We start from the raw sequence: 14110 nt of genomic DNA, 5'->3' as shown, positions 1-14110 counted from the left end.
AAGGAACAACAATGAAAAAGATTTTAGTTGCCACTGCCGTTGCGCTGGCCCTCTCCGCGACTGCCGCTAACGCCGCCTCTACCGCCGTACTGAAAGTGACCGGTTTACTCTCCGTTGCCGCCTGCACCCCGCAGTTAAGCGGCGGCGGCGAGGTGGATTATGGTCTTATCCACCTGGCGGATCTCTCCGCGACCAGCGTTAACCAGTTGGGTCAGAAAGATATCTCCCTGACCATCACCTGCCCGGTAGCCACTAAAGCTGGCTGGACCATCAGCGATGACCGCGCAGACACCCATCCGGGTGCTTCTGTGATCACCATTAACACCGCAGACGCGGCGGGCGGCAACGTTTCCGACACCACCCAGTCCTACGGCGTGGGCAAAACCGCGGGCGGCGTGAAAATTGGCGCTTACTCCATCTTTGCTGATGTGGCGAACGTCACCGCCGACGGCGTGAAATCAGACGTTATCTCCGGTACCGTGGACAGCCCGTCCTGGCAGAAAACCGCTACCGGTATCATCAAAAACGCCAACATGGAAATGATGACCGTGGCCGCTTCCGGCACCACTGCGCCGCTGCCTTTCACGACCGCAGTATTTCCGCTGAAAACCTCCCTGGCGATTCAGAATACCGCGGCCCTCGCGATTACCGATGATACCAACCTGGATGGTCAGGCCACGATTACCGTTAAATATCTCTGATTATCAACCCGATAAAGTGTGAACTATGCCTCCTCTTAACAGAGGAGGCATTTTGTCAGGTTAAAGGATTAATCTTGATGTCAGTTGAAACCACGATCGCTCAGTGCGCCATTGCCGCACCGTTATTATTCTCTGCTCTCTTTGCTCAGGCGTATGCCGCCGGAATGGTGCCAGAAACCACGCTGCTGGTTATTGAAGAGTCGACTCACAGCGGCACCATGAACGTAAAAAATACCGACACCTTCCCGGCCCTGATCTATACCATCATTGTCGATCTTCCTGACGATACAGGCGTGACGTTAAACGCGTGACCCTTGAGGCTATCCCGCCGAAAAACACCGATAAACATATGTGGATCGGCTTTAACCTGAGTCAGGATCTGCCCAACGGCATCAAGAACATTTCTGTCGCCCATACAGCCTTCAGGGAGCTGGATTTCAAAGTACTGAATACCCGTCGCGTAATGCTCGAAGTGAAACGTGCAGACGGCTCGTGACTGTCAAAAGGGACCAGTATCGTGGATGAGAAAAACAACTACCTGGTCAGCGCGGTGGACAGCGGGCGTGTTTTTGTCACTGATATGTCCAATAGCCCGGCACTTTATGCCGTTGACGATAATATGCAGCGCATCTGCCGCATCGATTAATCCCTGAGTGAGACTCAGGACAAAGAATCGTTTTATGAAACTGCTAAAGGAGTCTGTAAATGAAACACCTGGGTAAACATTTACTGATGACTTTTTCGCTAATGGCTACGCTTTTTACGCCTGCCTCGTGGTCCGCCGATGAGTGCCAGCTCACCCTCACCCCGGTGCTGAATGACCGCCAGTTTAATCACATAGGTGATACGGTGACGCTGGAAAGCAATTTGATGTGGGAAGTGTTGACGAAGTAAGCACCATAGGGGGCAAACCTGCCCCCCTGAAGAAAACGAAATTACTCTTGATCGCCCAGCAGAACGGATTCCAGCGCGATTTTGATCATGTCGTTGAAGGTGGTCTGACGCTCGGCAGCGGTGGTCTGCTCGTGAGTACGGATATGGTCAGACACGGTGCAAATGGTCAGCGCTTTCGCACCGAATTCAGCCGCCACGCCGTAGATACCGGCCGCTTCCATTTCCACACCCAGAATGCCGTATTTTTCCATCACGTCGAACATGTCGCCTTCTGGCGAGTAGAACAGATCGGCAGAGAACAGGTTGCCCACGCGCGCGTCAACGCCCAGCGCTTTTGCCGCGTCAACCGCGTTACGCACCATGTCAAAGTCAGCAATGGCCGCAAAGTCATGATCTTTAAAGCGAATGCGGTTGACTTTAGAGTCGGTGCACGCGCCCATGCCGATCACCACGTCACGCAGCTTAACGTCCATGCGAACCGCGCCGCAGGAGCCGACACGGATGATTTTCTTCACGCCGAAATCGGTGATCAGCTCTTTGGTGTAGATGGAGCAGGATGGGATACCCATGCCGTGACCCATCACGGAGATTTTGCGGCCTTTATAGGTACCGGTGAAGCCCAGCATGCCGCGCACGTTGTTCACTTCACGCACGTCTTCGAGGAAGGTTTCTGCAATGTGCTTCGCGCGCAGCGGGTCGCCCGGCATCAATACGACGTCAGCGAAATCACCCATTTCTGCATTAATGTGAGGAGTTGCCATCTTCAGTTCCTTTTACATTGTTGTTTTTTCCGGGTGGCGGCTGCGCCTTACCCGGCCTACATTCTGTTTTCCCTCTCCCTGTGGGAGAGGGTCGGGGTGAGGGCATCAGGCCTCACCCAATCCGTTTAGAACATAGCCTTGCCATATTCCATGTCAGACGTACCAAAGTATTTCGCAATCGTCTGGCCGATGTCCGCGAAGGTTTCACGGTGACCCAGCGAGCCCGGTTTGACTTTCGGGCCGTACACCAGCACCGGAATGTGCTCACGGGTGTGGTCGGTACCGGTCCAGGTCGGGTCACAGCCATGGTCAGCGGTCAGGATCAGAATGTCATCTTCTCCCACCAGCTCCATCAGCTCTGGCAGACGGCGGTCAAACAGCTCCAGACCCGCAGCATAACCGGCGACGTCGCGACGGTGGCCCCAGGAGGAGTCGAAGTCCACGAAGTTGGTGAAGACAATGGTCTTATCGCCCGCTTCTTTCATCTCTTTGATGGTGGCGTCGAACAGCGCATCCAGACCGGTCGCTTTGACCTTTTTGGTAATGCCGCAGTTGGCGTAAATGTCCGCGATTTTACCCACGGAAACCACGTGACCGTCTTTCTCGTCGACGAGTTTTTGCAGCACGGTCGGCGCCGGTGGCTCCACAGCCAGATCGTGACGGTTGCCGGTACGCTGGAAGTTACCCGCTTTGTCGCCGATAAACGGACGCGCGATAACGCGGCCAATGTTGTAGCCGCCTTCGGTCAGCTCTTCACGGGCGATTTCGCACAACTCGTACAGTTTATCCAGGCCAAACGTCTCTTCATGGCAGGCGATCTGGAACACGGAGTCAGCAGAGGTATAGAAAATCGGCTTGCCGGTTTTCATGTGCTCTTCGCCGAGCTGGTCCAGAATCACGGTACCGGAAGAGTGGCAGTTACCGAGGTAGCCCGGCAGGTTGGCGCGCTTCACCAGCTTATCAAGCAGCTCTTGCGGAAAGCTGTTCTCGTGATCGGAGAAGTAACCCCAGTCGAACAGCACCGGCACGCCGGCGATTTCCCAGTGGCCGGACGGAGTATCTTTACCGGAAGAGAGCTCGTGCGCCCACGCGTAGGCGCCCACCACTTCCGCGTTACCGTCCATACCGGCTGCGATCTTACCGGTAGAGCCTTCATGCGCTTTTACCAGCCCCAGACGGGTCAGGTTTGGCAGGTTCAGAGGGCCTTTACGACCGTTGTCCGCTTCGCCTTTTGCACAGGCTTCCGCGATGTGACCCAGGGTATCGGAACCCACGTCACCAAATCGTTCTGCATCTTCGGTTGCGCCGATGCCGAATGAGTCCAGCACCATAATAAATGCACGTTTCATAATTGTTCTCCGTACTTAGTGCTTCATAAAAATGCGATCAGATCAGTATACCGCTATTCAGTGATACGACGATAGACCGTCGGTGTGGTTTCCGGTGCTTTATCGTCAAGAGATATTGCCGCCTTCACCGCTTTCGCCGCGTCCTGCCAGCTGGCTTCATCTTTCGCGTGGATCACCGCCAGCGGACGTTGGCCGTCAACGCTGTCGCCCAGACGGGCCATATCGGTAAAGCCGACGCTGTAATCAATGGTGTCCGATGCCTGACGACGACCGCCGCCCATAGACACGACAGCCATGCCGAGCGCGCGGGTATCCATAGCCGAGACAAAGCCTTCGCTATCCGCATAGACCGCTTTGCTGAGCATCGCGGTGGGCAGGTATTTCGCGTAGTTTTCCACGAAGTCGGTCGGGCCTTTCTGCGCCGCCACCATCCGACCAAAGATCTCCGCCGCTTTGCCGTTGTCCAGCACCGCCTGAAGCTTCGCGCGCGCGTCAGCGTCGTCTTTGGCCAGCTTGCCGGAGATTAACATCTCAACGCACAGCGCCATGGTGACATCGAACAGGCGCGGGTTACGGTATTCGCCTGTGAGGAACTGCACAGCCTCGCGGACTTCAACCGCGTTACCGGCGCTGGAGGCCAGCACCTGGTTCATGTCCGTCAGCAGTGCGGTGGTGCGCACGCCCGCGCCGTTGGAAACGCCAACGATCGCTTCGGCCAGCGCCTCAGAGAGTTCATAGGTTGGCATAAACGCGCCGCTGCCCACTTTCACATCCATCACCAGCGCATCCAGACCTTCCGCCAGTTTTTTGGCAAGGATAGAGGCGGTGATCAGCGGGATGGAGTCTACAGTCGCGGTAATGTCACGCGTCGCGTAGAAACGCTTGTCAGCCGGAGCAAGAGAGCTGGTCTGGCCGATAATCGCCACGCCAACGTCTTTAATAATGTCGCGGAAGCGGTTGTCATCCGGGAAGATATCGAAGCCCGGAATGGCTTCCAGTTTGTCGAGCGTACCGCCGGTGTGGCCCAGGCCGCGCCCGGAAATCATCGGGATGTAACCGCCGCAGGCTGCCACCATCGGGCCAAGCATCAGGGAGGTCACGTCGCCCACGCCGCCGGTGGAGTGTTTGTCCACAATCGGGCCGTTGAGGTTGAGGCTTTTCCAGTCCAGAACGGTTCCTGAATCTCGCATCGCCATGGTCAGCGACACGCGCTCAGGCATCGACATATCGTGGAAGAAAATGGTCATCGCCAGAGCCGCAATCTGCCCTTCAGAGATGGTGTTATCACGAATGCCATTGATAAAGAAGCGGATTTCTTCGTCGCTTAATGCATGACCATCACGTTTTTTACGAATAATTTCTTGTGCGAGAAACACGGTAACCTCCATGCGGAATCGGGTGAATGGCGGCGGGTATGTTGACCCGCCCCACGATCCTGTAGGCCGGGTTAGCGTAGCGCCACCCGGCAATTCAACTTAGTAGCTGCTTGCGCTCTTACCGTCGCCGTGACCCAGCGCTTTCAGCAGGCTGGCCAGCAGGCTGGACGCGCCGAAGCGGTAGTGGCGGGAGTCCGCCCAGTCGGCGCCGAACAGCTCGTCGGCAATCGCCAGGAACTGCTGCGCGTCTTCTGCGGTACGCACGCCGCCTGCCGGTTTGAAGCCAACGGTTTTGGACACGCCCATATCACGGATGACTTCCATCATGATGCGTGCGCTTTCCGGGGTAGCGTTGACCGGCACTTTACCGGTAGAGGTTTTAATGAAATCCGCGCCCGCTTTGATGGAGATTTCAGACGCCTTACGAATCAGCGCCTCTTCTTTCAGCTCGCCGGTTTCGATGATCACTTTAAGCAGCACGTTTGCCGCCGCACACGCGTCTTTACAGGCTTTCACCAGGTCAAAACCGACCTGCTCGTTGCCGGCGATCAGCGCGCGGTACGGGAATACCACGTCAACTTCGTCTGCGCCGTACGCAATCGCTGCGCGGGTTTCTGCCAGAGCGATCTCGATATCGTCATTGCCGTGCGGGAAGTTAGTTACGGTGGCAATGCGCACTTCCGGCGTGCCCTGCTCTTTCAGCGTTTTGCGGGCAATCGGGATGAAGCGCGGATAGATACAGACGGCGGCGGTGTTACCCACTGGCGTTTTCGCCTGATGGCACAGGGCGATGACTTTTTCATTGGTGTCGTCATCGTTCAGGGTGGTCAGGTCCATCAGTTTCAACGCGCGCAGGCTGCTTGCAGTTAAATCGGTCATAACATTCTCCAACGGCAGTGCCGTATAAATTTTACCTTGCGGGTCTGTGAGTATTCTAACATTCACCCGCATCCACACTTCGACATTCATCACAGTTAATGAAAACTGTGTGCAAATTTGCATTACTGTAATGAGATCTTCTTCAAATTTTAGTGCGTTAATTGCTGACTAAATCGGCGATATCCCCTTTCTGATCAAAGCGCCACCAGGCTGGCTTCCTACAATTCGTTCACTATCCGCAGAACAACCAAGGAAGTGAACATGCCCGACGCCCTGCAACAACGTTGCCAGCACATTGTGACCAGCCCGGTGTTAACCCCGGAACAAAAACGTCATTTTCTGGCGCTGGAAGCGGAGAACAATCTGCCCTATCCCGCTCTGCCAGAGGCGGCCCGCGCCGCACTGGACGAGGGATTCATCTGCGACATGTTCGAAGGCCATGCGCCTTACAAACCGCGCTACGTGCTGCCGGACTACGCTAAATTTCTGGCTAACGGCTCAGAATGGCTGGAGCTGGAAGGGGCGAAAGATCTGGATGATGCCCTCTCGCTGCTCACTATCCTTTATCACCATGTTCCGTCCGTCACATCGATGCCGGTCTATCTGGGCCAGCTCGATGAAATACTCAGCCCCTATGTTAAAATTCTAACACAGGATGAAATCGATAGCCGAATAAAACGTTTCTGGCGTTACCTGGACAGAACGCTGCCCGATGCGTTTATGCATGCCAATATCGGCCCGGCGGATACGCCTGTCACCCGAGCCATCCTTCGCGCGGATGCAGAACTAAAGCAGGTTGCGCCGAACCTGACCTTTATCTACGACCCGGATGTAACCCCCAGCGATCTGCTGCTGAGCGTGGCGAAAAACATTTGTGAATGTAGTAAGCCGCATATTTCTAATGGCCCGGTGAATGATAAAATTTTCACAAAAGGTCGCTATGGCGTGGTGAGCTGTTACAACTCCCTGCCGCTGGCGGGCGGCGGCAGCACGCTGGTGCGCCTAAACCTGAAAGCGATTGCGGAACACAGCCGCTCACCGGAAGACTTTTTCACCCGTACCCTTCCCCACTACTGCCAGCAACAAATCGCGATCATTAATGCGCGCTGCGATTTTTTATATGAACAATCCGGCTTCTTTGAGAATAGCTTCCTGGTAAAAGAGGGGCTGATTGATGCCGATCGCTTTGTGCCGATGTTTGGCATGTACGGTCTGGCCGAAGCGGTGAACGTGCTGTGCCAGAAAGCAGGCATTACGGGACGTTACGGTAAGAACGAACAGGCCAATGCGCTGGGCTACCGCATCAGTGAACAGCTTGCGGCGTTTGTCGAAAACACGCCGGTGAAACACGGCTGGAAGCAGCGCGCGATGCTTCATGCGCAGTCGGGGATCAGCTCTGACTCGGGCACCACGCCGGGCGCGCGCCTGCCCTACGGCGACGAGCCGGATCCCATCAGCCACCTGCTGGCCGTTGCGCCGCACCACAAGCACTACGCTTCCGGGATCAGCGACATTCTGACGCTGGATGAAACGGTAAAACGTAACCCGCAGGCAGTGGTCCAGCTCTGTCTCGGCGCGTTCAGGGCGGGGATGCGCGAGTTTACCGCCAACGTTGCGGGTAACGATCTCGTGCGCGTTACCGGCTATATGGTGCGGTTATCGGATCTGGAGAAGTACCGGGAAGCCGGATCGCGCACCAACACCACCTGGCTCGGCGAGGAGGCCGCGCGCAATACCCGTATTCTGGAACGTCAGCCGCGCGTGATAAGCCATGAACAGCAGATGCGCTTTAGTTAGTCAGGTCATACCCTTCTCCTGCGTGGACGGGCCGGGCAGCCGCCTGGCGTTGTTCCTCCAGGGCTGTAACCTGCGCTGCAAAACCTGCCACAACCCGTGGACGATAGGGCGCTGCAACGACTGCGGCGACTGTGTTCCCCACTGTCCGCATGATGCGCTGACGATTCAGGCCGGGCGCGTCTGGTGGCAGGAGAGTCACTGTCAGCAGTGCGACACCTGTCTGCACCTGTGTCAGCAGCAGGCGACGCCGATGGCGCAGCGCTATAGCGTCGAGGAGATCCTCTCCCGGGTGCTCACGTCCGCGCCGTTTATTGAGGGCGTGACCGTCAGCGGGGGTGAGGCCACCACGCAGCTGCCGTTTTTGGTTGCGCTGTTCACCGCGATCAAAGCCGATCCGTCCCTGCGCCATCTGACGTGCCTGGTGGACAGCAACGGCCTGTTAAGCGAAACCGGCTGGCAAAAGCTGTTTCCGGTGTTTGACGGCGCGATGGTGGATCTGAAAGCCTGGGGCAATGAACATCACCGTTTTCTGACCGGGCGCGAAAACACGCTGATCAAGCAGAGCATCCGCTGGCTGGCCGATCGTCATCGCCTGACGGAGCTGCGCCTGCTGGTGATCCCCGATCGGTGTGATTATCTGCAACATCTGCCATCGCTGACCGCTTTTATCCACACGTTGGGGAACGTTCCGGTGCGGATCAACGCGTTTCATGCCCATGGGGTTTACGGGGAGGCGGCGAGATGGCGGAGCGCCACGCCGGAGGACATCGAGCCGCTGGCGCAGGCCCTGGAACGGCAGCAGATCACGGTGATCCGCCCGGCCCTTTATCTATAGCGTGATGCCGAAGACCGCTCGGGTATTTTCCAGCAGCGCGCTGGCAATCACATCTTCAGGCTCCTGACGCAACTCACACAGCACATCAAAAACGCGCGCCGCCTGCTCCGGGCGGTTAGGCTGGCCCTGAAAACCATTCAGCGGCATGTCAGGCGCATCCGTTTCCAGCAGGAGCGAGGTCAGCGGGAGCTGTGCCATCACATCACGGGTTTTGCTGGCACGCGGATAGGTAATGGTGCCACCGACGCCAATTTTATAGCCCAGCTCGATAAAACGCTGCGCCTGCTGAAGGCTTCCAGCGAAACCATGGACCACGCCCCTGCGCGGCACGTCGATGCGCTTCAGGTGCATCGCCAGTTTGTCATGGGTACGTCTGGAGTGGAGGATCACCGGCAGATCGTGGCGCTTTGCCAACCGGAGCTGCGCGTCCAGAATCGTCTGCTGGCGTTCAAACTGCGGATCTTCACGATAGAGATCGAGGCCGATCTCACCGATGGCAACCAGCTTCGTATCCGCGTTTTGCAGCGTGGCATCCAGCCTGTCGAGATGGTCATCAAGATGGTGCTCAATAACGATCGGATGCAGACCCAACGCGGCATACAGCGCATCGTGCCCCCGGGCAAGCGCCAGAACTTTCTCGAATCTCGCCGCTTCAATAGCGGGCACAATAATGGCTCTCACACCGGCCTCAGCCGCACGCGCAAGACTGGATGTTTCCTCCCCGCTAAACGGCGGGAAATCAAAGTGGCAATGGGTATCGATAAAGCAGTGCGTCATGCCAGATCCTCGTTATCGAGTAAGCCATCGTTGGCCTGCGGCGCGTCCACCAGCGGCATCGCCACCGCGTCATTGGCCACAACGGCAGGCGGCAAAATGATGCTTTTATGCCGATGAAGAGGCGGTTGCTCGGCCAGCATTTTCCCGACGGTCGCCAGGAAGTAACGCCCGCACAGCCGCCCCGTTTTGTAATCCATACGCAACGCAGGCAGCCGACTGCCCAGCGCCATGCTCAACAGCGGCTTCGGCGGATAAATTTCAAAGATGCGCAGCTTGCCCGGTGGTTTTTCAATAAAACGCTGCATCGCGCCGTAGGTGGTTTCATGCTGCTTCGCGATATTCACCAGCGGTTGCAGGCTGCTGTCGCCCAGCCAGCGTTCCATCCGCTTAAACCACTGTGGGGTGTAATACATCTGCGAAGGCACCGTGCGGATCACCACAATGGTTTTTGCCCCGCGCCGCGCCGCCTCCTGTACCGGCACCGCGTCGCTGATACCACCGTCAAGATAGCTTATCCCCTCCAGCAACGCGCCGGTGCGGTAGAATCCCGGGATCGCGCTGGATGCGCGGATGATATCCAGCCAGTTCTCTTTCTGCGGCGAAAAGTAACCCGGCGAATAGTCATCGCCACGGCTGGCGCACATCCAGAACTCTTTGCCGGTATCGAACAGTCGTGACGCGGTATCCATGGCCAGCGGCATCTGGCTGGAGGTGGCATCCAGTAACCAGTCGAGATCGATCAGGTTCCCGCCGCGCACGAAGCGTACCGGATTGAAGAATTCTTTCGAGGTGGTATAGCGCATAATCACTTTGCGCGCATAGCCGGGCTGGTTGCAGACATAGGCGGAGAGGTTCTGCGCCCCGGCAGAGGTGCCGAAATAGAGATCGAACGGGTTGAATTGCGCGCGCATAAATTCGTCGAGCACGCCGGCAGTGAAAATACCGCGCTGCCCGCCCCCTTCACAGACCAGCGCAAGCTGGCCTGCATGAAACGGTTTTAACGTCAGCGGCGCAATATTGCCGAGCGTAACGGGAATTCGTTGCCCCACCTCTGCCTTCCTGTTTTCATTATTGTGATGAGACACAGTAACGCACTTCCCCGGTGGTTCTCAAACGAGAAAAAGCCAGTCACGAGGACTGGCTTGAGTTTGTTTAGTAAATATTGCGTTTGCTACGGGCGACGTCGACCCGTAAACAGGCTGACCAGGAACAGAATAATACCGACGACGAAGACAATTTTCGCTGCCCATGCCGCGGTACCCGCCAGTCCACCAAAGCCCAATGCGGCGGCAATTAACGCGATAACCAGAAATATAATGCCCCAACGAAACATAAGCCTCTCCTTTACCATAGTTAATGTCGGCCGCTAAACGTGAGCGCTCAGGTCACTCACCGGCTTTTCCAGAATCGTTTTTATTTCGCCCGCGGTTTTAAGCCTTACGGGCGAATGGTACTGCTTTACTTCGTTTTCAGATCGTTTTTGACGCTTTTCACACCATCAATAGCTTTCGCAATTGACTCGGCACGATCGCTCTGTGCCTGATTCTCAACCGTACCGGACAGCTGGACCACACCATCGGTGGTTTCAACTTTCACCATACGGGATGGCACGATGTCGTCAGCTAACAGTTTAGCTTTGATTTCGCTGGTAGTTGCTGCATCTCCGGCATAGCCCTTCACGGACGATTCTTTGCTGTCACGTACGTGCAGTTTGTCGCTGACGGAGCTTACGCCCTCAACACCTTTCGCCACTTTAACGGCTTCTTCAGCCTGGGTCTGGCTTTCAACGAAACCGCTCAGGGTGACAACCTTGTTGTCGGTTTTAACAGAAATATCGGTGCTCTTAATGGAGTCGTGATCCACCAGTGCGGCTTTCACTTTTGCTGTGATTGAGCTGTCATCCATGAAATTACCGACTTTATTCATAGAGCTATCGATTTTTTCCCCTGCGGTATTGGCGGAACTTTGCGCTTTATCCATGGTGCTGGATTCCGCCAGAGCAGAACCGCTTACCAGGACACTACCCAACGTTACAGCCAGCAGAGTTTTAGAAATCTTCAGTCTTGTCATATTCATCGATTTATTCCTGTGTTTTGCCCGTTATTTGGGCGACATACTTCCCTAAATCTTGGTTTTATATATTGCGAATTAACACCGGGGCAAAATGGAGAACCAATGGACATGCATTGAACAGTTAATTCATCCACGCCCGGTGCTAAACACTGAGTTAAATATAGATCACAATCAGAGGGGTGCATTCAGAATTGGGGAAAAAACGAACGAATAGCGAAAAAATGCGGTGAATTAAGAACATTCCGCAAGGGATTAATAACACAGGAATTAAAGAAGAGCACGGCGGCTGCCGTGCTCTGAGAGGGAATTAATGCTCGCGCGTTTTGCGGAACTGAACATCAGGATAACGTTCCTGCGTCAGGTTCAGGTTAACCATGGTCGGGGCGATATAGGTCAGGTTATCGCCACCGTCCAGCGCCAGCTGAACTTCGTTCTTACGTTTAAATTCTTCGAATTTCTTCACGTCTGAACATTCAACCCAGCGGGCGGTCGCCACGTTCACCGATTCGTAAATCGCTTCCACGTTGTACTCGCTCTTAAGACGGGCAACCACCACGTCAAACTGGAGCACACCCACCGCGCCCACGATCAGATCGTTGTTAGCAATAGGGCGGAACACCTGTACAGCCCCCTCTTCGGAAAGCTGGACCAGGCCTTTCAGCAGTTGCTTCTGCTTCAGCGGATCGCGCAGGCGAATGCGGCGGAACAGTTCTGGCGCGAAGTTCGGGATACCGGTGAACTTCATCATCTCGCCCTGCGTGAAGGTATCGCCAATCTGAATGGTACCGTGGTTGTGTAAACCAATGATGTCACCCGGATAGGCTTCTTCTACATGCGAACGGTCGCCTGCCATGAAGGTCAGCGCGTCGGAGATCACCACGTCTTTACCGATACGGACCTGACGCAGCTTCATGCCCTTCTCGTACTTACCGGAGACCACGCGCATAAAGGCAACGCGGTCGCGGTGTTTCGGGTCCATGTTGGCCTGAATTTTAAAGACGAAGCCGGAGAACTTCTCTTCCTTTGCTTCTACTTCGCGGGTGTCGGTTTTACGCGGCATTGGCTGCGGGGCCCACTCCACCAGACCGTCGAGCATATGGTCAACGCCAAAGTTGCCGAGGGCGGTACCGAAGAAGACCGGGGTAATTTCACCGCTCAGGAACAGCTCTCGGTCGAACTCGTGCGACGCGCCTTTAACCAGCTCCAGCTCATCGCGCAGCTGCGCGGCCAGCTCTTCACCGACCGCTGCGTCCAGATCCGGGTTGTCCAGACCTTTCACGATGCGCACTTCCTGAATGGTGTGACCCTTACCGGTCTGGTACAGGTAGGTTTCGTCTTTATAGAGGTGGTAAACCCCTTTGAACAGCTTGCCGCAGCCAATCGGCCAGGTGATTGGCGCGCAGGCAATCTTCAGCTCGTTTTCCACTTCATCCATCAGCTCCATCGGATCACGGATGTCACGGTCGAGTTTGTTCATAAAGGTGAGGATCGGCGTATCGCGCAGACGGGTGACTTCCATCAGCTTGCGGGTACGATCTTCAACACCTTTCGCGGCGTCGATCACCATCAGGCAGCAGTCCACCGCCGTCAGGGTACGGTAGGTATCTTCGGAGAAGTCTTCGTGCCCCGGGGTGTCCAGCAGGTTCACCAGACAGTCGTGATACGGGAACTGCATCACGGAGGTGGTAATCGAAATACCACGCTGCTTTTCCATCTCCATCCAGTCGGATTTAGCATGCTGGCTGGAGCCACGGCCTTTAACGGTACCCGCGGTCTGGATCGCCTGTCCGAACAGCAACACCTTCTCGGTGATGGTCGTTTTACCGGCATCCGGGTGCGAGATAATGGCAAAAGTGCGGCGTTTGGCCACCTCTTGCAGATAAGGAGACAACGTCATAATCAATTCTTCTTAGGTAAGCGCGGCAGCAGGCCGCGCATCATGGAATACGAAAAATGCGGCTATTTTACCCATCAACAGGGGGCAGGCAATCATTGTTTACACAGGAGCTGCTCCAGTTCGTTCAATGACGTAACGGTCCAGGTCGGCTCGATGCCTTCCGGCAGCATGCGGCCATGCGCATTCAGCCAGACGGTCGACAGGCCCGATCTCATACCTCCCAGAATATCAGATTCTGCCGTATCCCCCACCATCAGCACGCGATCGCGGTCAGGATTGCCCGCTTGCGCCAACGCATAATCGAAAATACGCGGATCCGGCTTCGGTACGCCCACCTCTTCGGAGATCACCAGCGCGTCGAAATGATCGCGCAGGCCGGTGCGTTCAAGGCGAATCTGCTGAAGCGCGGTAAAGCCGTTGGTAATGATCCCAAGCTTCACCTTCCCTTTCAGCGAATCCAGCAAAGAAACGGCGCCGGGCAGCGGCGCGCAGATATCCGCCATCGCATTCAGGAAGGCCTCGTTCAGCACCCCAGGACTCACGTTTAACCGTTCAGCCCACACGTCAAAACGCTGATGCTGAAGCTGTAACGCGGTGATGGCTCCGTTCTGGTAATCCACCCACAGCGGTTTGTTCACCGCCTGATAGTCCTGAAAATCTTCCGCGGTGAACGTCACGCTATAGTCGAGAAACATCCGCTGTAGGCCGCCGAACGAGTCAAACGTAAACAGCGTTTCGTCGGCATCAAAGAAAATCCAGTCCCATTTCATC

The 14110-nt window shown here is 55.9% G+C and carries 14 protein-coding genes and 2 pseudogenes; 6 read left to right on the top strand and 10 right to left on the bottom strand.

Translation table 11 applies throughout. The features are described from left to right. The first annotated feature begins 11 nt into the window (after positions 1-11). The 4 genes and pseudogenes from SK47_RS02915 to SK47_RS24240 form a co-directional block, all read left to right on the top strand. On the top strand, positions 12-701 hold the full coding sequence (locus SK47_RS02915) for a DUF1120 domain-containing protein (protein ID WP_003856531.1): 690 nt from the start codon (positions 12-14) through the stop codon (positions 699-701). A gap of 77 nt (positions 702-778) precedes the next feature. After that, entirely contained in the window at positions 779-1012 is a 234-nt protein-coding gene (locus SK47_RS22740) for a hypothetical protein (RefSeq protein ID WP_053071082.1), read from the top strand. 59 nt (positions 1013-1071) lie between these two features. Further along, positions 1072-1410 (top strand): annotated as a pseudogene (locus tag SK47_RS24050) (FimD/PapC C-terminal domain-containing protein); the annotation flags it as partial. Between the two features lie 86 nt (positions 1411-1496). Then, positions 1497-1595, top strand: a pseudogene (locus SK47_RS24240) (hypothetical protein); the annotation flags it as partial. A 41-nt stretch (positions 1596-1636) separates the two neighbouring features. Here the strand turns inward: SK47_RS24240 and deoD are convergent. From deoD to deoC, 4 genes are all read right to left on the bottom strand, one after another. Continuing rightward, the gene (deoD, locus tag SK47_RS02900; RefSeq protein WP_022650368.1) at positions 1637-2356 is read right to left on the bottom strand and encodes a purine-nucleoside phosphorylase; all 720 of its coding nucleotides are present in this window, start codon (positions 2354-2356) and stop codon (positions 1637-1639) included. 125 nt (positions 2357-2481) lie between these two features. Further along, entirely contained in the window at positions 2482-3705 is a 1224-nt protein-coding gene (deoB, locus tag SK47_RS02895) for a phosphopentomutase (protein WP_003856540.1), read from the bottom strand. Positions 3706-3758: 53 nt separating this feature from the next. After that, positions 3759-5081, bottom strand: a complete 1323-nt coding sequence (gene deoA / locus SK47_RS02890; RefSeq protein WP_003856542.1) for a thymidine phosphorylase — start codon at positions 5079-5081, stop codon at positions 3759-3761. A gap of 99 nt (positions 5082-5180) precedes the next feature. Next, positions 5181-5960 carry a deoxyribose-phosphate aldolase gene (gene deoC, locus SK47_RS02885; protein ID WP_032645921.1) on the bottom strand — a complete coding sequence of 260 codons (780 nt, stop codon included), beginning with the start codon at positions 5958-5960 and terminating at the stop codon, positions 5181-5183. Positions 5961-6221: 261 nt separating this feature from the next. Here deoC and SK47_RS02880 point away from each other — a divergent pair, with 261 nt between their 5' ends. Both SK47_RS02880 and SK47_RS02875 read left to right on the top strand, forming a co-directional pair. Then, the gene (locus SK47_RS02880; protein ID WP_022650366.1) at positions 6222-7757 is read left to right on the top strand and encodes a YjjI family glycine radical enzyme; all 1536 of its coding nucleotides are present in this window, start codon (positions 6222-6224) and stop codon (positions 7755-7757) included. Next, on the top strand, positions 7732-8592 hold the full coding sequence (locus SK47_RS02875; protein WP_023324124.1) for a YjjW family glycine radical enzyme activase: 861 nt from the start codon (positions 7732-7734) through the stop codon (positions 8590-8592). Before SK47_RS02880 ends, SK47_RS02875 begins: the two co-directional genes overlap by 26 nt. Here the strand turns inward: SK47_RS02875 and SK47_RS02870 are convergent. The 6 genes from SK47_RS02870 to yjjG all read right to left on the bottom strand — a co-directional run bounded on the left by SK47_RS02870 (position 8587) and on the right by yjjG (position 14109). Further along, entirely contained in the window at positions 8587-9369 is a 783-nt protein-coding gene (locus tag SK47_RS02870) for a TatD family hydrolase (protein WP_045342575.1), read from the bottom strand. The two genes, SK47_RS02875 and SK47_RS02870, sit on opposite strands and share 6 nt — an antisense overlap. After that, positions 9366-10418 (bottom strand): patatin-like phospholipase family protein, encoded by a 1053-nt coding sequence (locus SK47_RS02865; protein WP_003856550.1) that lies wholly within the window; start codon positions 10416-10418, stop codon positions 9366-9368. The genes SK47_RS02870 and SK47_RS02865 overlap by 4 nt, the downstream gene beginning before the upstream one ends. Before the next feature lie 122 nt (positions 10419-10540). Then, positions 10541-10702: a DUF1328 domain-containing protein gene (locus tag SK47_RS02860; protein ID WP_003856556.1), complete on the bottom strand. Its 162-nt coding sequence runs from the start codon at positions 10700-10702 to the stop codon at positions 10541-10543. Between the two features lie 125 nt (positions 10703-10827). Beyond that, a complete protein-coding gene (osmY, locus tag SK47_RS02855) occupies positions 10828-11445 on the bottom strand; it encodes a molecular chaperone OsmY (protein WP_003856559.1) in 618 nt (205 codons plus the stop codon). A gap of 304 nt (positions 11446-11749) precedes the next feature. Next, complete coding sequence (prfC, locus tag SK47_RS02850) at positions 11750-13339, bottom strand: peptide chain release factor 3 (RefSeq protein ID WP_003856562.1); 1590 nt, start codon at positions 13337-13339, stop codon at positions 11750-11752. Positions 13340-13431: 92 nt separating this feature from the next. Next, positions 13432-14109 carry a pyrimidine 5'-nucleotidase gene (gene yjjG / locus SK47_RS02845; protein ID WP_003856564.1) on the bottom strand — a complete coding sequence of 226 codons (678 nt, stop codon included), beginning with the start codon at positions 14107-14109 and terminating at the stop codon, positions 13432-13434. Between the last annotated feature and the right edge of the window lies 1 nt (position 14110).

Origin of the sequence: Enterobacter sp. BWH52, assembly GCF_001037565.1 — a bacterium.
Classification (GTDB): domain Bacteria; phylum Pseudomonadota; class Gammaproteobacteria; order Enterobacterales; family Enterobacteriaceae; genus Enterobacter; species Enterobacter hormaechei_C.
Note: the sequence above shows the minus strand (reverse complement) of the source record. Positions and strands in the feature narration are given on the sequence as shown.